The following is a 21995-nucleotide window of genomic DNA, read 5'->3' on the forward strand; positions in this document are numbered from 1 at the left end:
CACGGGCACACGACGTCGGTAGCACCGGGGCTCCGGAGCGCCTTCCCGCCGAGGAATCGTCAATAGCGGTGGATCGGTTGATGCCGCCGGCTCAGTCGGGCCGCTTCTTTGTGCGTCCGGCCCTGCGCCAGATCACCGTCATCCCGAGCGCCAGGATGCCCACGGCCACGACCACGATGACGACCTTGATCGCGCGGTCCAGCAACAGGTGGTAGAGGAGTTCCGACGACTCCATTGCGAGGCCGGTCATCGCCGGCCGTCCTGTCGCCGCGACCGGGATGCCTCGTTCTTCCCGCCGTCGAGCCGTCGGGCAGCGGCGCGCAACCCGGCCTTCACCACAGGGTCCGCATACCGACGCACCTCGTCGAGCCTGCCCCTGCGCTTGAGAGTCAGGGCGACGGCGAAGGCGAGGAGCGCCAGCACCACGAGACCGCCCGCTATCAGGCCGAACCTGATGAGCATGAGATTGAGATACGTCTCCACGAAGAAGCCCCCATTCGTTCTGTCACGCCTGTGATAAATCCTTTCTATCACGGCCGTGATAGAAAGGCTCCATGCCCAAGCACGTAGACGCGGATGCTCGCCGTCGCCACGTCGTCGACGCGTTGTTCCGAGTCGTCGTCCGTGAAGGTCTGCAGCGCACCTCGCTGCGAGCGGTCGCCGACGAGGCCCAGCTCAACATCGGCTCACTGCGCCACTACTTCGCCAGCCAGCAGGACCTGATGCGCTTCGCGATGCAGTCGATGCTCGACCGGACCGAAAGCCGACTGCTGGAACACGTGGAGCGGATCGGAGACCTGGGCGGCCACCCCCGCCCCGAACAGCTCCAGCTCGTAGCCGGGTTCCTGGCCGAGCTGCTGCCGCTCGACGAGCACCGCCGTGCCGAGGTCACCGTCTTCCTGGACTTCAACACCGCCGCCCGCACCAACCCGGCCTTCGGTGACCTGTCACGCCAGGCAGCCGAAGGCACGAGAAAGCTGGCGCGCCGCGCGCTCACCCGACTCGACGCCGCAGGCACCCTGCGACCCGGACTCGACCTCGACATCGAGACCGAGCGGCTGACGGCGCTCCTGGACGGACTCAGCCTCAGGGCCGTCCTGCACCCCGAGATCCTGAACCCGCGGGCATGTGGCGAGGTGCTGCTGACACATCTGGGCAATCTGTCACTGCCTGTTGGGACGCCGAACTCGGCACACTGACCGCAGCGCCCGGTGCATCGGTCGGACTGCGTGATCCTGGGGGCGCTCGACGAGGTACCCGTGCTCGTAGCACTGGTCGGTCAACTCGGCCGTACCGGCGTCGACTTCGGCTTCCGCCGCGGCGGCCGCCATCCGCCGAGCGCCCTCACAGACGGTCTCGTCGATGAGCAAGGAACCCTCGGCAGCGGTGCCGTCGGCGCCGGCGTCGGCGTCGACCACGCTGAGCGCGGGCGTGCTTTCCCGACCGTTTCCAGGCCATACGGCGCGCTCTACGTCACCGAAACACCAACTCCGCCTTCCTCCATGCCCAGGACCACTACAGTCCTTGCCCATGGACGAGGTGATGGCTGGCGGCCGGTTCTCCCACCCCGTGCGCCGGGGCAACGTGGTCGAACGCGCCCAGAGCAACCCCAACGTGCACGCCCTGCTACGACACTTCGAACGGACCGGCTTCTCTCTGACTCCGCGCTTCCTCGGCACGACCGACGAGGGGACGCGCGACCTTCTCAGCTTCATCGAGGGCCGGGCCGCGCACTACCCCCTGACGGAACAATACCGGTCCGAGGCGACCCTGGTCAGCGTCGCCCTGGCCGTCCGAGCGATGCACGACGCCACGCAAGGATTCCTTGCCGAAGACCCTCAGGCATGGCGACACCGGGAGGTCGCGGTGCCGGCACGCATCGATTGCATCGGCCACCACGACCTCGCCCCATGGAACATGATCTTCAACGGAACCGAAGTTACCGGCATCATCGACTGGGACGTCTCCGGCCCCTCCAACCGCGCCTGGGACCTCTGCTATGCGGCCCACCGGTTCGTCCCCCTGTCCTCACCTCGCCTGGCCCGGGCATTCGGCTGGGAGACACCCCCCGACCGCGCCGCCCGACTGCGGTTGCTCACCGACACCTACGGCCACGGAATCAGCCCGGCCGAACTCCTCGACCTGGCCGTGGTCCGCCTGTCCTCCATCGCCGCCAACATCGAGCAGCACATCCGGGCCGGCAACCCTGCCTTCGATGTGCACCGCGACGAGCGGCACGCCGATGGCTACCGCGAAGACGTCCAGTTCATCCTGGCCGACCGCGACCTCCTCCTCATGGGCTGACGCCTCCGTCTCCGGCCGCATCGGCATCGGGGCAGCGGACCGGCGTTCCGTCTCGATCGAGGGCACTGGAACGGCCCAACTTCCCGAGCGGCGCCCACGCTCTGATGGTGATCCTTGATTCCGGCCACCCAAGGCGAGCGTTCGCGCGCGAAGCGCGCCAGTGAACGGAGCCGCCCTGCCCGGAGAGCCGCGGCACAACTGCCGCGAGCCTTTCGGAGACCCCGAGAAAGGAAGCACCCGCCATGGAGGCATCCGCACAGATCGGCGTGACGGGGCTGGCGGTCATGGGCCGCAACCTGGCGCGAAACTTCGCCCGGAACGGCTACACGGTCGCGGTGCACAACCGTACGCCGGTGCGGACCCGGGCCATGATCGAGGAGTTCGGCCACGAGGGCGCGTTCGTCCCCACGGAGTCGCCGCAGGACTTCGTGGCCGCGCTGGAGCGCCCTCGCAGGCTGCTGATCATGGTGAAGGCCGGCCGGGCCACCGACGAGGTCATCGAGGAGTTCGCCCCGTTGCTGGAGGCGGGCGACATGATCATTGACGGTGGCAACGCGCATTTCGCCGACACCCGCCGCCGCGAGCGCGCGCTGCGCGAGCGCGGCATCCATTTCGTCGGTACCGGTGTCTCCGGCGGGGAGGAGGGCGCGCTGCACGGCCCCTCGGTCATGCCTGGCGGCTCCGCCGAGTCCTACGCCGTTCTCGGTCCCATGCTGGAGAAGATCAGCGCCCATGTCGACGGCGACCCGTGCTGCACCCACATCGGCACCGACGGTGCCGGCCACTTCGTGAAGATGGTGCACAACGGCATCGAGTACGCGGACATGCAGCTCATCGCCGAGGCGTACCACCTGCTGCGGGACGTCGGCGGCCACACCCCCGCCGAGATCGCCGAGACCTTCCGGCGCTGGAACAAGGGGCGGCTGAATTCCTACCTCATCGAGATCACCGCCGAGGTCCTCGCCCACACCGACCCCGGCACAGGCAAGCCGTTCGTCGACATCGTCCAGGACGCCGCGGAGCAGAAGGGCACCGGACGCTGGACCGTGCAAACGGCCCTTGACCTCGGTTCGCCGGTCACCGCCATCGCCCAGGCCACCTTCGCCCGGGTCGCCTCCTCCCGCGCCGAGCTGCGTACGGCCTACCGGCCGCTGCCCGGGGGCACCCGGCAGGAGTTGAGCCCGGACGAGGCCGAGCGCTTCACCCGGGATGTCGAGCAGGCCCTCTATGCGTCCAAGGTCATCGCCTACGACCAGGGGTGGACCATGCTCCGTGATGCCGCGGCCGAGTACGGCTGGGACATCGACCTCGGGGCGGTGGCGAAGATCTGGCGCGGGGGTTGCATCATCCGGGCCGCGTTCCTCGACCGGATCCGCGCCGCCCATGCCGCCAACCCCGACCTGGTCAGCCTGCTGGCCGAGGAGCAGTTCGCGGCGGAGATCACTGACGCCCAGCCGGCCTGGCGTACGGTCGTGGCCACCGCGGCCCAGCACGGCATTCCTGTGCCTGCGTTCTCCGCCGCGCTCGCCTCCTACGACACCCTGCGCAGCGAGCACCTGCCCGCCGCCCTGATCCAGGGGCTGCGCGACTTCTTCGGCGCCCACACCTACCGCCGCACCGACCGTGCGGGCAGCTTCCACACGCAATGGGCCGAGCCCGGCCGCCCCGAGGTCCAGACGGACGCCGGGGCGGCGTAGCCGGAGCACACTCATCAGGCACCGTCCGCGGACACAACCGGGCCCCGCGCCCTGGGTGTTCCTGGTGCGCGGGGCCGTGGGCCGTCCCACGTGGCGCCGACGGCGCGGGTGCGTGACCAGTTTTTCGTGAGCCCGGTCGGCGCACCGCGTGCCTGGGCCTGCGCGGGGCTGGATCTGCCCCGCGCAGGCGCTTCAGCGGCGGCTCAGCAGGTTCAGCGTGTTGGTTGCGTTGTCGACGAAGTAGACACGGTCGGGGTTTGTGGCGATCGCGAGCCCGAACAGTGCGCCTGCTCCCGGTGGGGTGCCGCTGGTGTCCAGCGTGCGCACGGCCACCTGTACGCCGCGGGGGGTGGTCTCCACGATGTTGCCGTCGCCGCTGTTGACGGTGAGGATGTTCCCCTTGGGGGTGATCGCCATCCCGAGCGGGCCGTTGAGGCGCTGGTTGATGGTGACCACTCGGCCGATACGGGCGCTATTGCGCCGAGTCGACGCGTCCGGAATCGCGGTGATGCGGTTGTCGACGGTGTCCGCGACGTAGAGCGTCCCGTCCCGCAGGCCGACACCGGTCGGCCCGATCACGAGGGCCGCCGGGTCGGTCTTCTGGGCGAAGCCCGAGCCGATCTCGGTAGTGGCGATCCGGGTCGGCGGCCGGTTGCCTTGGGTGCGCAGCGTGATCCGCAGCACGGTGCCCCGCCGTACGACCTTCCCGCCGCCGGCGACCGTGCCGTTGAGCACGTTCGTGACGAACAGGTCGGTCTTCTCGCCGTAGCTTTTCGCGGTCATGTCCCAGGGTCCGTTGATCCCCTGGCCGCTGAGGGTCTCCCGGACCTTTCCGCGGCTGTCCAGCACGAGCAGGCACCCGGCGCGCGCCGTGGCGGATGTGCCGTCGGCCGTGGGCAGACTGCCTACGACCACCCAGCCGCCCGGCAGGATGGACAGTGCGGTGGTCAGCCCCACACCCCCCGGGCACGGTCCCGGCAGCTTTTTCGGGTCGATCTGAGCGAACAGCTTGGCCGTGCGTCTGGGGCTGATCTGCACCAGAGTGGTCCCGGTGCCCTGCTGGTTCGCGGCATTGTTGAAATTGCTGACCAGTACGTCGCCGCGTCGCAGGTCACCGATGCTCTGCTCGACCAGGGCGGTGCCGTACGGGTTCAGGTCGCCGTTGGCCGGAACCGTCGATGCGACGGTCGAGACGGTGCGCAGTGGCCCGAGGAACGGGTTCCTGTCCCCTCCCGTCGGCCCGGCGGATGCCGGACCGCCCACCGCCATGATCGCTGTCGCCGCGGTCACGGCCATCGCCGCGAGACGCGAAGCGAGAACAAGCCTCATCAGGGTCGTACCTCCTCAGCGTCGTGCGGCCGTCCTGCGGCCCCACGAAGGTCACAGAGAGTTGCCGACCCTCACGTAAACGCACTCGGTGGCGCGGCGCACGTCAGGCGGAGCCGGATGCGCGACTCGGTTACGGAGCAAGGCAGGCTGCCGCAGTGAAGAGGTCAAGGTGGACGAGACAACCACCGGCCGGCAACGGCTTCCCAGCCGCCGAGCCGCGGCTCCTGACGCCCCGTCCGCCCAGCGGGCGAACGCCGTCGCCGAAGCGGGCACCTACGGGTGGTAGAGGGCGTGGGCGCGCCTCAGGTCGGCAGGCCCCTCCTGGCCGAGGTGAAGGAAGTAGTTCACCTGCCATGCCTGGGTGTTGCGGGCCTGCCGACTGGTCGTGGTCGCCCACGGCGGGTAGACGCGGAATCCGCGCTTACCGCCGGAGCCGTTGCGGGAGACGATGTCTCGCTCGCACAACACCTCGCGTGGGAACACGAACTGTCCGAAGCCGTCGTCGTCGCGGCTGCTGATGACGAAGAGATCGACGCCGTCGTCGGCGTCGAAGGGCCGGATCGGTCCCTCCTGGGACCGCTGCCACACGGTGACGAACTGGCCCACCTTCGTCGGGGTGGTCTTGGCCACACGGAACCGGACCGACCGGCCATCGAGCGTGAACCCGCAAGCCGCGTACTCGGCGCTCTCCTGTTCAGGGACCGGCGGCGAGCAGGCGAAACCGTTCGGGTCGTACACCGAGGCCTTCGCTGCCAACAGGTCATCGTGAAGCCCCGCCCACGGCTGATTCGTCACCATGCCGCCATCCTGCCATCGCGACCGCACGCTCCCTTGCCCGCCAGTCGCCGACGGCTCGGCTGACCGGCGGCCGGTAGCAACGGACAGCCGGGCATGCGCCTCAGACAGCGGAGACATTGCCGTAACCGAACGCTCCGGCCAGGACGACGGGTCCTGCTTCTTCCGCCGATCCAAGAACAACCAGCCGTCCTCACCGCGTGGCACCGTTTCACCGCAGATCTGGCACTTCGTCCACGGCATGGCGAAGTACTGCCACCCCGGATGCATGGAGTCGTACTGGGGCTGTCCCACACTGGGCTGGTATGGGCAACCGCGACACCGGTGCAAGGGGAGGAATGACCATGGCGCGGACCGAGTACTACGACGACCCGGACACCCCCAAGCCCAACAGCATGGTTGTCGCAGCATCCGCCGTGGTCACCGACGAGGAGGGGAGCATTCTTCTCCAGCGTCGACGCGACAACGACCTCTGGGCACTCCCTGGCGGGGGCATGGACATGGCCGATTCACTGCCCGGGGCGGCGGTCCGTGAGGTCAAGGAAGAAACGGGCTTGGAGGTGGAGATCACAGGGCTCGTGGGGACGTACACCGACCCACGCCAGTCTGGATCGATCACGCCCGCCGCGTCCGGACCCGCGCCATCGGCTCACCGCACGGTGAGGAACTCCCGTACTGCTACGGCGAATGCGGCCGGTGCATCGTCGTGTACCCAGTGACCGCAGTGGGGGAACTCGCGCAGGGTGGTGTGCGGTCGGCGCTCTGCCATATCGCGTGCCATCGCGGTCGGCAGGACGGTGCTGTCCAGGCCGTGCACCAGCAGCGTCGGGCAGGTGCTGGTCAGCCAGTCTTCCCACCAGTCACCGACGAGCGCTTCCTGCGATCGCATCATGTCCTCGTAGTCGAAGAGGAAGCCCCAGCCGTCGGGGTGTTCGACCGCGCTCTCCAGGAAGTAGCCGGCGTCCGGGATGCCGTGCGCCTCCACCTGGCGGCGCAGCTCCCCCAGCGTCGGCGCGCGGCGTGGCCAGTCCCGTACGTCCAGGACCGGGTGGGCCACCTCGGGTCGGCGGTTGAGTGCGCCGCCCTCCTCGACGATCAATGACCGGACGAGTTCCGGGTGTTGCGCCGCCATTCTGAAGGCCACGACGCCTCCCATCGAGTGGCCGAGTACCGGAAGCGGGCCGAGTCCTAATGCCTGGACGAACGCGGCGGCGTCGGCGGCGTAGGCGTCCGGGGTCAGGTCGTCGTCGCGGTCGCTCTGGCCGTGGGCGCGCTGTTCCAGTGCGATCAGCCGGAACTGAGGTGCCAGCGCGGCGGCCAGTGCGGCGAACTGCCGAGCGCGGCCGAAGTGTCCGTGCAGTGCGAGCACCGGCGCTCCCGGCCCGCCGGCATCCGCGTAGGCCAGGCGCAGGCCCCGCACCGTCGTGGTCTTTACCGTCATGGTCTTTGCCGTTGTGGTGTTCGCCGTCATGGTGGCGCCTTCCCGAAGGGTCGTTGGTGGCGATGGTCGTGGCGGGCGGTGGCCATCGGGTGCGCCGTGCGAGGGGCGCTGCCGACGCGGAAGCTGCTGCCGTTCCAGGCGCTCCATCCCCCCGCTGGAGAAGGGTAATTGGCTGGCCAGCTGTCTTCGCCGCGTGTTACCACTGCCGGGTTCCATTCACTGATCGCGCGGGATGCGGAGGGGCTGACAGACATGATGCTCGGGGAACTGGTGAAACTGCGGCCGTTGGAGCCGTCGGAGGCCGATGCGCTGTGGCGGTGGCGCAACGACCCCGAGGTCATGCGGTGGATGGAGGACGGCTACACCGAACCGCTCGCCGTGGCCAGGAAGCGCCTGGCGGAGCGGCCGGGCAACAGCTACGGCGATGTGCTGTACGGGATCGAGGTGCTCGCCGACGCGAAGCTCATCGGCCTGGTCCGGTTGCGGGACACCGAGCCGGAGACCGGGTGTTCCTGGCTCGATGTCTACCTCGGTGAGAAGGAGTACTGGGGGCGTGGCTATGCCACCGATGCGCTGCGGGCGATGTGTCGCTACGGCTTCGAGAAGATGCGGCTGCACAAGATCTCGCTGCATGTCGTCACCGAGAACCACGCCGCTCACCACATCTACCGGAAGATCGGTTTCGTCGAGGAGGGCCGGCTGCGGCAGGTGTTCCGGCGCGACGGCAGGTGGTTCGACCAGTTCACCATGGGCCTGTTGGAGGGCGAACTGCGATGAGTCGCGGCTGACGCGTTCTGGTCTCCTCTGGCAGCCGCTCGTTCGACGGGGGTCGGTAGGTGGTCTCGGTCTGGGAGAGGCCGCCTGGCGATGCGGACAACTCCAGGCTCGGTCGGGGTGTGTGCGGGATCGGTGAGCGGAGCCATGTCGCCGTCCCCTTGACGAGGTGCCGCAGTGCGACGCTGTAGCCGGTCGCCGCTCCCCCGTCATGCCTTGCCATGGTCGGGGTAGGCGGCGGACGGTGCGCGTGCGCGGATCGGGGCCGGCAGGAGGTGGGTGGTGGTGGCGTGAGGTGGTCTCCGTCCGGTCGGCCGTCCGGGGAGCGGTGGTCTGCGATGGCGTCCTGCGTGGCGGAGCTCAACCCGGGGGCGTTCGCCTTCGTCATGGCCACCGGCATCGTGTCCAATGCACTGGTCCATGGCGGTAGTGCGACCATCTCGGCGGTTCTGGCGTTGATCGCCGCCGTGGGATATGCCGTGCTGTGGGCGGTCTACCTGTGGCGCTGGGTGTGCTGGCGGGAGCGTTTCCTTGCCGATCTCGCCGGACCGTACGGGTTCGCCTTCCTCACCATCGTCGCCGCATCGGGGGTGTTGGCGCGCCGGTTGGCCCTCGGTGGGTTGTACGGCGCTGCCGAGGTGCTGACGGTGCTCGGGGCGGCCGGTTGGTTGGTGTTGGGGTACGGCGTGCCGCTGGTCCTGATCTGCACCGGGCGTGCCCGTCCGCTTCGACAGGTGAACGGGTCGTGGTTCCTCTGGGTGGTGGGCACCGAGTCCGTCGCGGTCGCCGTCGCGTCCGTCGGTGCCGCTACCGGCGGCCGGGAGCTGGGGGCGGTGGCCGCTCTGTGCTGGGCCGTCGGGCTCCTCCAGTACCTGCTGGTCGCCGCCCTGGTTCTGGCAAGGCTTCTGCTGGAACCGGTGGAGCCGGCGGAGTTGCTGCCGCCCTACTGGATCTTCATGGGCGCCGCCGCGATCAGCGTGCTGGCCGGCGCGGTACTCCTGCAACTGCCCGCAGGCATGGCGCTGTTGCCCAGGCCGTTCGTGCTGGGTGTGTCCGCCGTGCTGTGGGCGTTCTGCACCTGGCTGATCCCGCTGCTGCTGGCCTTCGGGGTGTGGCGGCATGCGCTGCGCGGTGTGCCGTTGCGGTACGAGGGGAGCCTGTGGAGCCTGGTCTTCCCGGTGGGCATGTACGGGGTGGGCACCGGGGAGCTGGGGCGGGCGGCCGGGTGGGGGTGGATGGTCGGGTTCGGGGCGGCCGAGGCGTGGGTGGCCCTGGCGGTCTGGGCGGCGGTGTTCCTCGGCATGCTCGTTGCGGCGGCAGCCGCGTTGCGACGTCCCGGCGGTCCGGGACCGGGTTGATCGGGTGCGCGTGCACCTTCGCGCGAGGGGCCGGTAGTGGTCTGCGGCCCCGTCGCGGTGTTCGTGGTGCTCCTCGGCGTCGGCCTCCTCGCCTTCCGCCGCAACGCGGTGCCCCGCGCGCGTGCCACCGCCGGCGATGGCCGGGAGGCCGCCGTTCAGTCGGACGTCCGGTCGATGAGGGCGGCGAAGGCGTCCAGGACGCGTTGCAGACCGAACGCGTAGGCGTGGTCGGGGTCGTGGGCGCTGCCGTGTGCGGCGCCTGCGGCCGCGCCGACGCGGACGGCCGTGGGGTAGGCGTTCTCGTCGAGGACGCGGGCCAGGAGCGGGGCGTTCGCGTCCCACCACTGCTGGTCGTTCATGGCGCTGTCGTGCTGGGCGGTGCGGGCGTCGGCGGTGGCGCGGGCGCAGGTCCGCACGAACGTGAGGAGATGGGTCAGGCAGTCGTCCATCTCGATGTCGCTGAGGCCGAGGCCGTCGAGTGCGGACAGTTCGTGTTCGTACTTCGCCATCTGCCCCGGTCCGAGCGGGGGTCTGATGGTGGAGACGGTCGCGGCCCATGGGTGGCGTTCGAAGAGGGCCTTGTTCTCCTCGGCGAGGGCGGTGATGCGGTGGCGCCAGGGTTGTCCGGTGGTCCCGGTGCGGGGCATGTGAGCGTAGGCGAAGTCGAGCATGAGGTCGAGGAGTTCGGCCTTGCCGGGGACGTAGGTGTACAGGGTCATGGGCACCACGCCGAGTTCCTTGGCCACCCGGCGCATGGTCACCGCGTCCAGTCCGTCGGCGTCGGCGATGGCGGTGGCCGTCTCGACCACCTTGTCGATGCTCAGCCCGCGTCGCGGTCCTCGTTGGGGGGCCGACGAGGAGTCGCGCCACAGCAGTTTCAGGGTCCGGGCCGGGTCGCCCGCGCTGGTTCGTTCCGTTGCCACGGCAGCATCCTCTCGCAAAGATCCGCGAACCCTCTCCGTACTATGTACAATGTACGTCGTACAGAGTTATCGAGCAGCACGATCCGATCGTGGAGGAGTTTCCGTGAAGGTCACCTCTAGTGCCGTATCGCTCAACGTCGAGGATGTCCCCGCATCCAGCGCCTTCCTCACGGAGCACTTCGGGTTCCGCGAAGAGATGGCCGCCGACGGCTTCGCGTCCCTGAGCCGCGACGACGCCGGCATGAACGTCGTCTTCCTGCGCCGGGGTCTGCCGACTCTCCCGGCAGACCAGCGCGACGAGCACGCCACCGGCCTCATCCTCGCCTTCGTGGTCGAGGACCTCGAAGGCGAACTCGCACGCCTGCGCTCCGAAGGCGTCGAGATCACCATGCCGCTGACCGAGGAGGAGTGGGGCGAGCGCGCCTTCCAGGTCCGCGACCCCAACGGCGTCATCGTCCAGCTGGTCGACTGGAACGCCCCCGCCGGCGATTCCGCAGGCAGCTGACCGCCTCGGGACGGCACACCGGCAGCCGTTGGAGCACCGCCTCGGGGACTTCGGTTTCCGGGGCGGTGCTCTCGGCCGTGCGGCCCCGGTAGCGGACAGCACCTCTCCGCCGGTGAACTTCCGTGGGCGGAACACACGTTGAGGCCACTCGGGCTTTGGTCGCGCCGGTCGCATCAGTCGCGGAAAATCGGTTGCCGGCGTTCGTATCGTCTCTTGTGTGGCAGACATCGATGGCTTGCTCGCGGCCTATGACGAGCAGATGCGCGGGGAGCCGCCCCACCCTCCGGCCGGAGTCTCCTACGAGCAGGACGGCCCGGTGCTGCGGACCGTCGGCCAGTTCCGCGGCCTGGTCAGCACCCCGCCTGACCTGGGCGTACACGGAGCCGAACTGGACCGGCTGATCGCCCGCCAACGGGACTTCTTCGCCGCCCGGGGCGAGGCGGTGGAGTGGAAGACCCGCGGGCACGACCGCCCGGCCGACCTCACCGAGCGACTGCGGGCCGCGGGCTTCGTCCCCGAAGAGCGGGAGACGGTGCTCATCGGCCACGCGGCGCAGCTGGCGGCGGCGCCGGTCATGCCGGAGGGGGTCACCCTGCGGCGGACGACCGCGGACGCCGATATGCACCGCATCGCCGCCATGGAGTCGGACATCTGGGAGCAGGACTGGAGTTGGCTCGGCGAGGACCTGATCGGCCGGGTGTCGGCGGAGCCGGACGCCATCGCCGTCCTGATGGCCGAGGCCGGGGGCGAGGTGGTGTCCGCGGCGTGGTTGGTGCTCCGTGAGGGAACCGACTTCGCGAGCCTGTGGGGCGGCTCGACGCGTGCGCAGTGGCGCGGCCGGGGCATCTACCGGGCGCTGGTCGCCGCCCGTGCCGAACTCGCCGTGGCCCGTGGCGTCACGTACTTGCAGGTCGACGCGTCGGACGACAGCGCGCCGATCCTGCGCCGGCTGGGGTTCCTCCCCGTGACGACCACCACGCCCTACGTGTGGTCGCCACCGGAGGCCTGATACGGGCCGCGGGCCTGGCGCATGCCATGGGCCGGGCCCGACGGGGCGGGCTCCCCCGTGCGAGCGCAGCCGACCCGGCGGGGGGTGCGCCGGCCCTCCCGCCGCGCGGGGTTTTGTCCCCTTTGGCGCTCCGGCTGAGCCGCACTCGGCCCCGGGCCCTGACCGGCTGGCGAATGCTGCCACACTGTGCGGTGCCGCAGCGGTGAGCCGTGCGACGCGGCCGCAGTCGACGGCGGCGGGCACGGCACCTGGCACCGCCGGCGAGCACATCGATTGACCTGGTGAAAGGGTGCGCATGGTGGCCGCAGGGAACAACAAGAACGGCAGCGAAGCGACACAGAAGAGCTCCCGCTCCAACTGGCGCAACTACGCGGTGATGGCCGTCGGCGTCGTCGTGGTCTGCGGGGCGGCGGTCGTGGTCGGCCAGTTCTCCCGGGCCAACGAGGCGACCACGTTCGAGCCGCCCGCCAACGCCGTGGGACCGACGCCCACCGGCGAGAAGCTGGCACTCCCGATCAGGCCGACCGTCCCCGTCACCTTGACGGTGTACGAGGACCCGCGGAGCCCGCAGTCGCGCACGTTCGCGCAGCAGTACTCCGCGACGTTCTCGCAGCTTCTCGCGTCCGGCCAGGCGCAGATCAACTACCGTCTTGTCACCCAGAGCGACAAGACGTACGGCGGGTCGGGTGCGAAGGAGGCCGCAGCGGCGGCCGCCTGCGCCCAGGACCAGGGCCGGTTCCGTCAGTTCATGGACCAGGTCTGGGCGAACCAGCCGGCCCCGCAGCAGGACGGCTTCAAGGACCGCGCGCTGCTCAAAAAGCTGGCAAAGAAGGCCGGGAAGATCCAGCACGACACCTTCGACCTCTGCCTGGACCGTGACCAGCGGCAGGGCTGGGTGAACAAGTCCCAGCAGGACTACGCCAATTCGGGCCTGGGACCGGTCCCGGTCGTGCAGCTCAACGGGCAGACGCTCGCCGATCCCACGACGCAGCTCACGCCGAGCAAGCTGGCGGGCCTGGTGTCCAAGGAGGCGCAGCGGGTGGCGGCCGCGTCCCCCGACACCGGCGCTGACACGCCCTCGCCCACTGCCACGCCGTGAGGGCAGGGTGAGGGCTTCCGGGCTCCGGTCATAGTCCCTCCCGGGGCGGACCGGAGCCCGGGGCCGTCAGGCGAGGGCGGCCGGCTCCCGGCAGCCCTCGCTGCGCGTGGCCATCTCCACTCCCCAAGGGGGAGCGGATGCGGCCGGCGTCCAGGCCGCGGGCACAGAAGCGCCGGTCAGCGGGCCAGTTCGCCCAGCAGTTTCCAGGTGCGGTGCCGGTCGGCGTCACCGGCGATCTCCGAGAGCGAGAACACCACCTCCGTCGCCCCGGCGTCCCGATAGCGCTGGACTTCGGCGGCGACCTTCTCCTCGTCGCCGATCACGGCGATGTCGCCGGCCCGTCGGCCGCCGGACAGTCCGATGACCCGGGCGTAGGAGGGGATCTGCTCGTAGAACGCCAGATTCTCGGTGAAGGTGGCACGCACGGCCTCGACGTCGTCGGTGACCATGCCGGGGACGAGCGCCACGATGCGGGGAGCGGGGCGGCCGGCGGCCTCGGCGGCCGCGGTGACGGCCGGGACGATGTGCTCGGCGAGGGCTCGGGGCCCGGCGAGGTACGGCAGGACGCCGTCCGCCAGTTCGCCGCTGACCCGCAGCGCCTGGGGGCCCATGGCGGCGACGAGCACTGGGACGCCGGACTCCGCGCCGGGCACCCGGGCCGGTATCGGGGTGGTCGCGGTGAGCAGTTCGCCGTGGAAGTCGGCGCTGCCGGTTTCGAGCAACTGCCGTAGTGCGGTGAGGAATTCGCGCAGGCGGGCGACGGGCCGTTCGAAGGGGAGCCCGAAGCCCGTCTCGGTCAGGAGCCTGGTGCCGAGCGCGAGTCCGAGGTGGTAGCGGCCGTGCGTGGCCGCCTGCGCGGTCTGGGCCTGGCTGGAGACCGGCAGCGGATGCCGTCCGAAGACGGGGATGGCGGACGTGCCCACGTGCAGTTCCGGCACCTCGCGGCCGACGAGGGCAGCGAGCTGGGGCGAGTCCGCGCCGAAGGTCTGCCCGAACCAGGCGGACCGCAGTCCCGCGGCCGCGGCTTCCTTGGCGAGCCGCACGCTCGCGTCGATCTGGTTGGCGGGGGCGGTCGGGTTGAGCGCAACTCCAACGTTCATGTCCGTTGGCAACAGGGCGAGTTGGCGATCGATTCCCCGCTGGTGTGACAGGTTGGTGTCGGGAGTGTGTCCCGACCGCAGGGGTCCCGGCAGTGTCAGTTCGCGGGGGTGCGCAGGGCGAGGATGGCCGTGTCGTCGTGGCCGTCGCTGGGGTGGTGGTCGGCCAGGGTGTTCACGAAGTCCTGCAGGGGCAGTCCGATGTGGGCGGTGGCGAGGTGGGCGAGTTCCTCCAGGCCCTCGTCGAGGGTGCGGGTGGGGTCTTCGATGAGTCCGTCGGTGTAGAAGACCACGGTGGCGCCCGGGAGCAGCGGGTGGGTGTGGTCGGGGCGGTCGTGTTCGGTGTTCACCCCGAGGGGCAGTCCGGGCTCGGCATAGAGGTACCGCGCGTGCCGGTCGGGGGTGATCAGCAGCGGGGGAAGGTGGCCGGCGCTGCTCCAGTGCAGTGTCCAGCCGTCTTGTGCCGGTTCGATGCGGGCCAGGCAGGCGGTGGTGACGGGCAGGTCGGTGATGGCGTGCAGGGTGCGGTCGAGCTGGCCCAGAACGGTGCTGGGCGGGGAGAGGTGGTCGAAGAGCAGGGCGCGCAGCATACTGCGGGTCTGGGCCATGGCGGCGGCCGCGCGCAGGTCGTGGCCGACGACGTCGCCGATGACGGCCGCGCACGCGTTGTCGGGCAGCAAGATCGCGTCGTACCAGTCCCCGCCCAGATGGCCTGGGGTGGGTGCGGGCCGGTAGACCGCTGCGCCGGTGAAGGGACGCAGGTCGGGCAGCGTAGGCAGCAGCAGGCGCTGGAAGTGTTCGGCGCTGTCGCGGACCTGCTCGAAGAGGCGGACGTTCTCGATGGCGATGCCGGCGGCACCGGCCAGGGTGACGACGATGGCCTCGTCGTCATGGTCGAAGGGCTGCCCGTCACGACGTTCGGACAGGTAGAGGTCTCCGTAGATGGTGCCGCGGACGCTGACGGCGACGCCCAGGAGGGTGCCGATACGGGGGTGGCCGGGTGGGAACCCGGCAGAGGCGGGGTGGGAGGGGATGTCGTCGACTCGCAGGGGCTCGGGGTGACGGATCAGGTATCCGAGAACGCCGCGCCCGCGGGGGAACTCCACATCGGCCAGGTCGGTGCGCTCGGACTCCGACAAGCCGGCGGTGATGAACTCCTTCAGGGACTCACCGGACTCGTCCAGCACCCCCAGTGCCCCGTAGCGGGCGCCGACCAGACTCATGGCGGTGGTGACGATGCGGTGCAGTACGGCGGGCAGGTCCGTCTCCCGACTGATGGCCAGGACGGCCCCGAGCAGGCCCTGCAGGCGGTCCTTGGCACCGGCCAGTTCATGTAGCTGCGTGGCGATCTGGTCCAGCTGGGTGTCCTTGTGCGGCCGCGGGTCCGGGAGGCGCGACTGTTCGGGTTCTGGCTCTTTGCCTGTCATCAGGGGCGCCTGGCGGCGTGGGGTGCGGTTTTGGTGGCTTTGAGCCGATGGGACTCTGTGCCGGTCCGGGTCGGGGTGCCCTTGAACGTGAGCCGGTCGGCGAGCGCCGCGCGGAGTCGCAGATCGCGGCGTGCCTCGTCGATCAGCGCGTCCTCCGGGTCGCCCGGCAGCGGGATCCTCGCCGGTACGTGCTCGCCGGTGGCTTCGGCGGTCCTGGTGGGGGTCATGCGCGCGCCCTTTGTCGTCGACGGGATCGTCATCGGCTGCAGCAGCCAGTCGTACTCGCCCCTGTCCGGCAGCGCGGTCCGCACGGCCGCCGGCGGTCGTCGCGTGGGCAGCGGGATCACCTTTGCACCGGCCGCCTCACCGGCACAGGTGGCCTCGGCTGCCTGCTCGTCGTACCCGGCCGTCGGCATCCGCCGCATTGCCGACGTCCTCCGCCTCCCGCGTCTCCATGGCCTTGCGGGCCTCGATGGCCACCATCGCATCAGCAGGCAGCTGCTGGTGCAACAGCAGGCACGTCGATCGATATCCGCCGGTCCTCCCGCTCCCCCGCCCGGTCTTCGGCCTGCGCCCAGAACGCTCGCCCGGCGACCGGCGCTGGTCGGCGGCCGCGCCTTCGGCGGGATCGGCTTCCTTGATGGTGATCACCGGGCCGCCGGCTCCGCGCTCAGGCGGACGCCGGCCTTGCGGCAGGCGTCGGCGTGCCCCCCTCGGGGTCGGGGAAGAGGATGCGGATGGTCAGCCCGCCGTCGGGGTTGGATTCGGCCTCGACGTGGGCCTGGTGGGCGCGGGCTATCGAGGCGACGATGGACAGGCCCAGGCCGGCGCCCTCGCCGCGGGCGTGCCGGCGTTCTTCCAGGCGGCGGAAGGGCTCGAAGAGGTAGGGGACGGACGGCGGCGGTACGTGGGGGCCGCTGTTGGTGACCTCCAGGGTGCGGCCGTGCGTGCTGACCGTGACGTGGCCGCCGTCGTGGTTGTAGCGCAGGGCGTTGCCGACGAGGTTGTGCACGAGGTGGGTCAGCAGCACCGGGTCGCCTTGCACCGTCATGGGTGCGGTCCGGGTCCGGACGGTGATGTCGCGATCGTGGGCCTGCTGCGATGCGGTGTGCTCGGCGGTCACGGAGCCGGCGAGCTCGTCCAGGTCGACCGGTTCGCGGTGGTCCAGGCCCTGGTCGGAGACGGAGAGCAGCAGCAGGCCCTCGATGAGCCGTTCGCTGCTGTCGGCGACCTCGATGAGCTTGCGGCGGATGCGTGCGACGGCTTTCGGGTCGGAGGTGTCCAGCCCGATCTCCGCCGCGGCCCGCTGTACCGCGAGCGAGGTGCGCAACTCGTGTGCGGCGTTGGCGGCGAAGCGTTTCTGGGCACCGACGAGGTGTTCCAGGCGGTCGAGCATGGCGTCGAAGGTGTCGGCGAGTTGTTTCAGCTCGCCGTCGGGGGCGTCGAGGGCGATCCGCTCGTGGAGGTTCTCCCCGGACAGTCGCCGTGCGGTGCGGGTGATCACTCCGACGGGGCGGAGCACCCGCCCGGCCATCCACCAGGCCAGCGCCACCGAGGTGACGGCGAAGACGGCCAGGGTGATCAGGGAGATGGTCAACAGCTCGCTCTGGGTGGCCTGTTCAGCGGCTTGGGTGAATGTCCTGATGGCCTCGGTGGCCTCCTGGTCGCGTTGAGCGGGGATGGCCTCTGAAGGTACGAGCTCGGCGGATGTGCCGGGGGGAAGAGCGACACCGGAGGCGACGCCGTCGGGGCGTCGTGCCACCGCGGTACTGATGGTGGTGTACAGCCCTTGGCCGACGAGGAGGTTGATCAGGCCGATGAGCATGGCTCCGGCCAGTACGAGCAGTCCGCCGTAGAGCGCGGTCAGCCGGGCCCGTTCGCCGCCGGGCAGCCGCAGGCGTCGGGTGCGGGGGAAGGCGGGCCGGTTCACATGGCTCCGTCGATGCGGTATCCATGGCCGGGCACGGTGTCGATGACCGGGGGCTCGCCGAGTTTGGCGCGCAGCTTGCTGAGGGTGACGCGGACGGCGTTGGTGCGGTAGCTGGTGTTCTCCTCCCACACCTGCTCGATCAGGTCGTCGCCGCTGACGACGGCGCCCTCGGAGCGCATCAGCACTTCCAGGACGCCGAACTCCTTGCGCGACAGTGCGAGGTAGCGGCCGTTGCGGAAGGCCTGTCGGCGGGCCGTGTCCACGGTGATGCCCGCCCGTTCGAGCACGGGCGGCAGCGCGGGCCGGGCGCGGCGGCCCAGGGCCAGCACGCGGGCGAGCAGCTCCTCGTAGGCGAAGGGCTTGGCGAGGTAGTCGTCCGCGCCCAGGCCGAGCCCTTCGACCCGCTCGCGCACGGAACCGGCGGCGGTGAGCATCAGCACCCGGGTCAGCAGGCGCGCCTCGACGACCCGGCGGCACACCTCGTCGCCGTGCAGGCCGGGCAGGTCCCGGTCGAGGACGAGCACGTCGTAGTCGCCCAGCCGCAGCCGCTCCAGCCCCGTGCGGCCGTCGTGCGCCACATCGACGGCCAGGGCGTCGCGCCGCAGCCCTTCGGCGATCATCTCCGCCAGGAATTCCTCGTCCTCCACGACAAGCACACGCATGCGTCCACGTATACCTGAGAGTGGCATTTCGTCGGCATAAACCTCTTCGCTGAGAGAAACGAAATGCGGGTGCCTGCCAACCTCAGTGCAGTCGATCACCGGCTCTCGGATACGGAGGAATTCCATGGTGAACGTCAGGCACGCCGTAGCGGCTGCGCTGATCACGGGTATGTCGTTGTTTGCGGTCGGCTGCGCCGGCGGCGGTGCGGATTCCGGCAAGAACAGCGGTGCGCACGGCTCGGACCCGGGCGGTAAGGGCAAGGCGGAGGACGACGCCTACAAGTACCGTCAGTGTCTGCGTGACAACGGTGTGAAGGTGGAGGAGCCCAAGGAAGGCCAGGCCGCGGGCATCCAGGTGAAGGACGAGAAGGCGTTCAAGAAGGCGAAGGATGCCTGCAAGGGCCTGGCCGGTGCCCCCAAGGAGATGTCCGGGCAGGATCAGCAGAAGGCCTTCGACAAGGCCCTCAAGTTTGCCCAGTGCATGCGGGATGAGGGCGTCGACATGCCGGACCCGGAGCTCAAGGACGGCAACCTGACCATGAAGGCGGGCGGCGGTCCTGACGTGAACAAGGAGAAGATGGAAAAGGCACAGAAGGCGTGCAATGACAAGCTCGGGGAGTGAGCGCAAGCGCCCTGCCAGGAAGTATGTGATCGCCTCGCTGGTCGTGGCGAGTGCGCTGGTGGGCGGGGCGGCAGTCGCCTCGGTGAGCGGTGACGACGCCAAGGGCCAGGAGCAGCGCACGGACGGGCTGCCGCAGCAGACCGACCCGATCACGCGGCAGGATCTGAGCAGCCGCACGCAGGTCGACGGAACGCTCGGCTACTCCAAGGAGCGCAAGCTCAACGGCGGTGCCCCGGGCACCCTCACCTGGCTCCCGGGCACCGGCGCGGTGATCAGGCTGAACGAGGCGCTCTACGAGGCCGACGGCGCCAAGGTCTGGCTGCTGTACGGCGAGCGGCCGATGTACCGGAAGCTCAAGGCCGGCGACAAGGGGCCGGACGTCCGACAGCTGAAGCAGAACCTGCGCGACCTCGGCTACGGAGCGGGCCTGGTGGTGGACGAGGAGTTCACCTCCGGTACGCAGGAGGCGCTCAAGCGCTGGCAGAAGGATCACGGTCTGAAGCAGACCGGCCAGACGGGTCCGGAGCAGATCGCCTTCGCGCCGAGCTCGGTGCGGGTCCAGAAGAAGGAGGCGACCGTCGGCGACCAGACCGGTCCGGGCCGTCCGGTGCTGACCGTCACCGGGGCCGAGCGCGAGGTGCGGATCAAGCTGGACGTCTCCGACGCCGATCTCGCCAAGCCCGGCACCGGGGTGGAGATCACCCTTCCCGGGGGCGACAAGGTCAAGGGGAAGGTCGCCTCCGTCGACCGCAGTGCCAGTTCGGACGAGAAGGACCAGGGCGGTGGGCAGGAGCAGTCCGCCAAGGTCACCGCCCGGGTGACCTTCGACGATCCGGCGCAGGTCAAGGGCATCGACCAGGCTCCGGTCACCGTCGAGCTCAAGGGTGAGACGCACCAGAACGTGCTGACCGTCCCGGTCAACGCCCTGCTCGCGCTGCCCGCCGGGGGCTTCGGCGTCCAGGTCGTGGAGGGCGGCAAGGCCCGCGAAGTCCCGGTCAAGCTGGGGCTGTTCGGGCAGGGCAGGGTGGAGGTCAGCGGATCGGGCCTGAAGGAAGGCATGAAGGTCGGAGTGCCCACGACATGACATCCGTCGTCGAACTGAACCAGGTCACCAAGGAGTACCCGGGCGGGGTCGCGGCGCTGCGCGGGGTGGACTTGCGCGTCGAGAGCGGGGAACTGCTCGCCATCGTCGGCCCGTCCGGGTCGGGCAAGTCCACCCTCCTGCACATCGTCGGCACTCTGGACCGCCCCACCGCCGGCACCGTCGCCATCGCCGGGCACGATGTCGCGGCGCTCCCCGACCGCCGGCTGTCCGCGCTGCGGGCCCGGCACATCGGCTTCGTCTTCCAGTCGTTCCACCTCGTGCCCGGGGTGAGCGCCCAGGACAACGTCGCCGAGGGGCTGCTCTACTCCGGCCTGACGCGGGCCGAGCGCCGCAGGCGCGCGGCCGCGGCCCTCGAACGCGTCGGGCTCGGGGACCGGATGCACCACCGCCCGCACGAACTGTCCGGCGGGCAGCGGCAGCGGGTGGCCATCGCCAGGGCGGTGGTGGGCGAGCCGGACCTGCTGCTGGCGGACGAGCCGACCGGGGCCCTGGACTCCGCGTCCGGTGAGGCCGTGATGCAGTTGCTGCACGATCTCAACGCCGAGGGCGCCACCATCGCGGTGATCACCCACGACGGCGAGATCGCCGGCGCGCTGCCGCGCCAGGTGCGCATCCGCGACGGCCTGGTCGTGGAGGACACGCGCACCGGGCCAAGGGTCGCGGGGGCGATGTCGTCGGAGCCGGCGGGAGGCGAGGAACCGTGTCACGTGACCGACTGACCCCGGCCCGCCTCGGTCCCCGCGACGTCCTGCATGTCGGCTCGGCGGGTCTGCGTTCTCGGCCGATGCGGGTGGTGCTGTCCGCACTGGGCATCGCCATCGGCATCGCCACGATGATCGCGGTGGTCGGTATCTCGGCCTCCAGCAAGGCCCAACTGCTCAACGAACTGGACAGGTTGGGCACCAACATGCTGAAGGTCGCCCCCGGCCAGGACATGTTCAGTGGGGATAAGACCAAGCTGCCCAAGGAAGCACCGGGCATGATCGGCCGCATCCCCGGCGTCGAACACGCCGGCGCGACCGCCGACCTCAACCCGACGGTCCGGCGCAGCGAGAAGATCCCCAAGAGCAACACCAGCGGCCTGTCCGTGAAGGCCGCCAGCGGGGACCTGTTGAAGGCCCTGCAAGGCACGATCGGTGTCGGCACCTGGCTCAACGACGCGAACGGACGCTACCCCTCGGTGGTGCTCGGGAACGTCGCCGCCGAGCGCCTGGGCATCACCGCGCCCGGTCAGCAAGTCCTCATCGGCAAGCAGTACTTCACGGTCATCGGCATCCTCGACCCGCTGCCACTGGCACCCGAGATCGAACGGTCCGCGCTCGTGGGCTGGCAGGCCGCCGGCACGCTCCTGGGCTTCGACGGCCATCCCACCCAGATCTACGAACGCTCCACCGACGCCTCTGTCGAAGCGGTCCGCAAACTGCTCGCACGCACCGCCGACCCGCAGAATCCGCAGAACGTCGAGGTCTCCAACCCGTCCTCGGCCCTCCAGGCCAAGGCCGCGACGGAGGGCGCGTTCGACAGCCTGCTGCTCGGACTCGGTGGTGTGGCGCTGCTGGTCGGCGGCGTCGGAGTCGCCAACACCATGATCATCTCGGTGTTGGAGCGTCGTCACGAGATCGGTCTGCGGCGCTCGCTGGGCGCCACCCGCGGCCAGATCCGCATCCAGTTCGTCACCGAGTCGCTGCTGCTCTCCGGGCTCGGCGGACTGGCCGGCGTGGTGCTGGGCGCGGCGGCCACCTACGTGTTCGCCGCCTACGGTGGCATGCCCTGGGTGGTCCCCCTGTGGGCGGTCGGCGGTGGCTTCGCCGCCACCCTCCTCATCGGGTCGGTGGCCGGACTGTATCCGGCAGTCCGTGCCGCCCGCCTCTCCCCGACCCTCGCCCTCCAGGCGGGGTAGGAACACCGGTCACAGGGC

At 70.2% G+C, this 21995-nt stretch carries 24 protein-coding genes and 1 pseudogene; 13 read left to right on the plus strand and 12 right to left on the minus strand.

The features are described 5' to 3' along the window. Positions 1-91: 91 nt before the first annotated feature. Positions 92-250, minus strand: coding sequence for a hypothetical protein (locus ACIQE0_RS22800; RefSeq protein ID WP_402335103.1), 159 nt, complete (start codon positions 248-250; stop codon positions 92-94). Continuing rightward, entirely contained in the window at positions 247-534 is a 288-nt protein-coding gene (locus ACIQE0_RS22805) for a hypothetical protein (protein WP_402335106.1), read from the minus strand. The genes ACIQE0_RS22800 and ACIQE0_RS22805 overlap by 4 nt, the downstream gene beginning before the upstream one ends. A gap of 20 nt (positions 535-554) precedes the next feature. Here ACIQE0_RS22805 and ACIQE0_RS22810 point away from each other — a divergent pair, with 20 nt between their 5' ends. The 3 genes from ACIQE0_RS22810 to gndA all read left to right on the plus strand — a co-directional run bounded on the left by ACIQE0_RS22810 (position 555) and on the right by gndA (position 4001). Then, on the plus strand, positions 555-1199 hold the full coding sequence (locus ACIQE0_RS22810; RefSeq protein ID WP_402335109.1) for a TetR/AcrR family transcriptional regulator: 645 nt from the start codon (positions 555-557) through the stop codon (positions 1197-1199). Between the two features lie 331 nt (positions 1200-1530). Then, positions 1531-2304: a phosphotransferase gene (locus ACIQE0_RS22815; protein ID WP_402335112.1), complete on the plus strand. Its 774-nt coding sequence runs from the start codon at positions 1531-1533 to the stop codon at positions 2302-2304. A 242-nt stretch (positions 2305-2546) separates the two neighbouring features. After that, on the plus strand, positions 2547-4001 hold the full coding sequence (gene gndA / locus ACIQE0_RS22820; RefSeq protein WP_366329489.1) for an NADP-dependent phosphogluconate dehydrogenase: 1455 nt from the start codon (positions 2547-2549) through the stop codon (positions 3999-4001). A gap of 192 nt (positions 4002-4193) precedes the next feature. On the opposite strand, the gene ACIQE0_RS22825 is transcribed toward gndA, so the two are convergent. Together ACIQE0_RS22825 and ACIQE0_RS22830 are read right to left on the minus strand one after the other, a co-directional pair. Further along, entirely contained in the window at positions 4194-5330 is a 1137-nt protein-coding gene (locus ACIQE0_RS22825) for a hypothetical protein (protein WP_402335114.1), read from the minus strand. A 273-nt stretch (positions 5331-5603) separates the two neighbouring features. Next, entirely contained in the window at positions 5604-6128 is a 525-nt protein-coding gene (locus tag ACIQE0_RS22830) for a MepB family protein (protein ID WP_402335331.1), read from the minus strand. Positions 6129-6469: 341 nt separating this feature from the next. Between ACIQE0_RS22830 and ACIQE0_RS22835 the strand changes: the two are divergent. Further along, a pseudogene (locus tag ACIQE0_RS22835) lies at positions 6470-6727 on the plus strand (NUDIX domain-containing protein); the annotation flags it as partial. Between the two features lie 47 nt (positions 6728-6774). On the opposite strand, the gene ACIQE0_RS22840 reads toward ACIQE0_RS22835, so the two are convergent. Continuing rightward, the gene (locus ACIQE0_RS22840) at positions 6775-7596 is read right to left on the minus strand and encodes an alpha/beta fold hydrolase (protein ID WP_402335117.1); all 822 of its coding nucleotides are present in this window, start codon (positions 7594-7596) and stop codon (positions 6775-6777) included. Between the two features lie 222 nt (positions 7597-7818). On the opposite strand from ACIQE0_RS22840, the gene ACIQE0_RS22845 reads away from it, so the two are divergent. Both ACIQE0_RS22845 and ACIQE0_RS22850 read left to right on the plus strand, forming a co-directional pair. Next, positions 7819-8343 (plus strand): GNAT family N-acetyltransferase, encoded by a 525-nt coding sequence (locus tag ACIQE0_RS22845; RefSeq protein ID WP_402335120.1) that lies wholly within the window; start codon positions 7819-7821, stop codon positions 8341-8343. A gap of 347 nt (positions 8344-8690) precedes the next feature. After that, positions 8691-9698, plus strand: coding sequence for a tellurite resistance/C4-dicarboxylate transporter family protein (locus ACIQE0_RS22850; protein ID WP_402335122.1), 1008 nt, complete (start codon positions 8691-8693; stop codon positions 9696-9698). 155 nt (positions 9699-9853) lie between these two features. Here the strand turns inward: ACIQE0_RS22850 and ACIQE0_RS22855 are convergent, their stop codons facing one another. Continuing rightward, a complete protein-coding gene (locus ACIQE0_RS22855) occupies positions 9854-10621 on the minus strand; it encodes a TetR/AcrR family transcriptional regulator (protein WP_402335125.1) in 768 nt (255 codons plus the stop codon). Positions 10622-10724: 103 nt separating this feature from the next. Between ACIQE0_RS22855 and ACIQE0_RS22860 the strand changes: the two genes are divergently transcribed. From ACIQE0_RS22860 to ACIQE0_RS22870, 3 genes are all read left to right on the plus strand, one after another. Beyond that, the gene (locus ACIQE0_RS22860; RefSeq protein ID WP_402335128.1) at positions 10725-11126 is read left to right on the plus strand and encodes a VOC family protein; all 402 of its coding nucleotides are present in this window, start codon (positions 10725-10727) and stop codon (positions 11124-11126) included. 259 nt (positions 11127-11385) lie between these two features. After that, the gene (locus ACIQE0_RS22865; protein ID WP_402335335.1) at positions 11386-12135 is read left to right on the plus strand and encodes a GNAT family N-acetyltransferase; all 750 of its coding nucleotides are present in this window, start codon (positions 11386-11388) and stop codon (positions 12133-12135) included. Between the two features lie 295 nt (positions 12136-12430). Next, the gene (locus ACIQE0_RS22870; RefSeq protein ID WP_402335131.1) at positions 12431-13234 is read left to right on the plus strand and encodes a DsbA family protein; all 804 of its coding nucleotides are present in this window, start codon (positions 12431-12433) and stop codon (positions 13232-13234) included. 176 nt (positions 13235-13410) lie between these two features. Here the strand turns inward: ACIQE0_RS22870 and ACIQE0_RS22875 are convergent, their stop codons facing one another. From ACIQE0_RS22875 to ACIQE0_RS22900, 6 genes are all read right to left on the minus strand, one after another. After that, positions 13411-14334: an LLM class F420-dependent oxidoreductase gene (locus ACIQE0_RS22875; protein ID WP_402335133.1), complete on the minus strand. Its 924-nt coding sequence runs from the start codon at positions 14332-14334 to the stop codon at positions 13411-13413. 95 nt (positions 14335-14429) lie between these two features. Continuing rightward, complete coding sequence (locus ACIQE0_RS22880) at positions 14430-15758, minus strand: PP2C family protein-serine/threonine phosphatase (RefSeq protein WP_402335136.1); 1329 nt, start codon at positions 15756-15758, stop codon at positions 14430-14432. After that, positions 15758-16174, minus strand: a complete 417-nt coding sequence (locus ACIQE0_RS22885) for a hypothetical protein (protein ID WP_402335139.1) — start codon at positions 16172-16174, stop codon at positions 15758-15760. The genes ACIQE0_RS22880 and ACIQE0_RS22885 overlap by 1 nt, the downstream gene beginning before the upstream one ends. Beyond that, positions 16122-16409, minus strand: coding sequence for a hypothetical protein (locus tag ACIQE0_RS22890; RefSeq protein WP_402335142.1), 288 nt, complete (start codon positions 16407-16409; stop codon positions 16122-16124). Before ACIQE0_RS22890 ends, ACIQE0_RS22885 begins: the two co-directional genes overlap by 53 nt. 19 nt (positions 16410-16428) lie before the next feature. Then, entirely contained in the window at positions 16429-17688 is a 1260-nt protein-coding gene (locus ACIQE0_RS22895; RefSeq protein WP_402335145.1) for a sensor histidine kinase, read from the minus strand. Next, complete coding sequence (locus tag ACIQE0_RS22900; protein ID WP_366329459.1) at positions 17685-18350, minus strand: response regulator transcription factor; 666 nt, start codon at positions 18348-18350, stop codon at positions 17685-17687. Before ACIQE0_RS22900 ends, ACIQE0_RS22895 begins: the two co-directional genes overlap by 4 nt. 124 nt (positions 18351-18474) lie before the next feature. Between ACIQE0_RS22900 and ACIQE0_RS22905 the strand changes: the two genes are divergently transcribed. Genes ACIQE0_RS22905 through ACIQE0_RS22920 form a run of 4 tightly spaced genes read left to right on the plus strand, consistent with a single transcriptional unit; the run spans position 18475 to position 21977 of the window. Further along, positions 18475-18972: a hypothetical protein gene (locus tag ACIQE0_RS22905; RefSeq protein ID WP_366329457.1), complete on the plus strand. Its 498-nt coding sequence runs from the start codon at positions 18475-18477 to the stop codon at positions 18970-18972. Further along, positions 18953-20056: a peptidoglycan-binding protein gene (locus ACIQE0_RS22910; protein ID WP_402335150.1), complete on the plus strand. Its 1104-nt coding sequence runs from the start codon at positions 18953-18955 to the stop codon at positions 20054-20056. Before ACIQE0_RS22905 ends, ACIQE0_RS22910 begins: the two co-directional genes overlap by 20 nt. After that, a complete protein-coding gene (locus ACIQE0_RS22915; protein WP_402335152.1) occupies positions 20053-20796 on the plus strand; it encodes an ABC transporter ATP-binding protein in 744 nt (247 codons plus the stop codon). Before ACIQE0_RS22910 ends, ACIQE0_RS22915 begins: the two co-directional genes overlap by 4 nt. Beyond that, on the plus strand, positions 20778-21977 hold the full coding sequence (locus ACIQE0_RS22920; RefSeq protein WP_366329451.1) for an ABC transporter permease: 1200 nt from the start codon (positions 20778-20780) through the stop codon (positions 21975-21977). The genes ACIQE0_RS22915 and ACIQE0_RS22920 overlap by 19 nt, the downstream gene beginning before the upstream one ends. Positions 21978-21995 lie beyond the last annotated feature (18 nt).

The sequence above is a fragment of the Streptomyces sp. NPDC093097 genome (assembly GCF_044754325.1).
GTDB lineage: Bacteria > Actinomycetota > Actinomycetes > Streptomycetales > Streptomycetaceae > Streptomyces.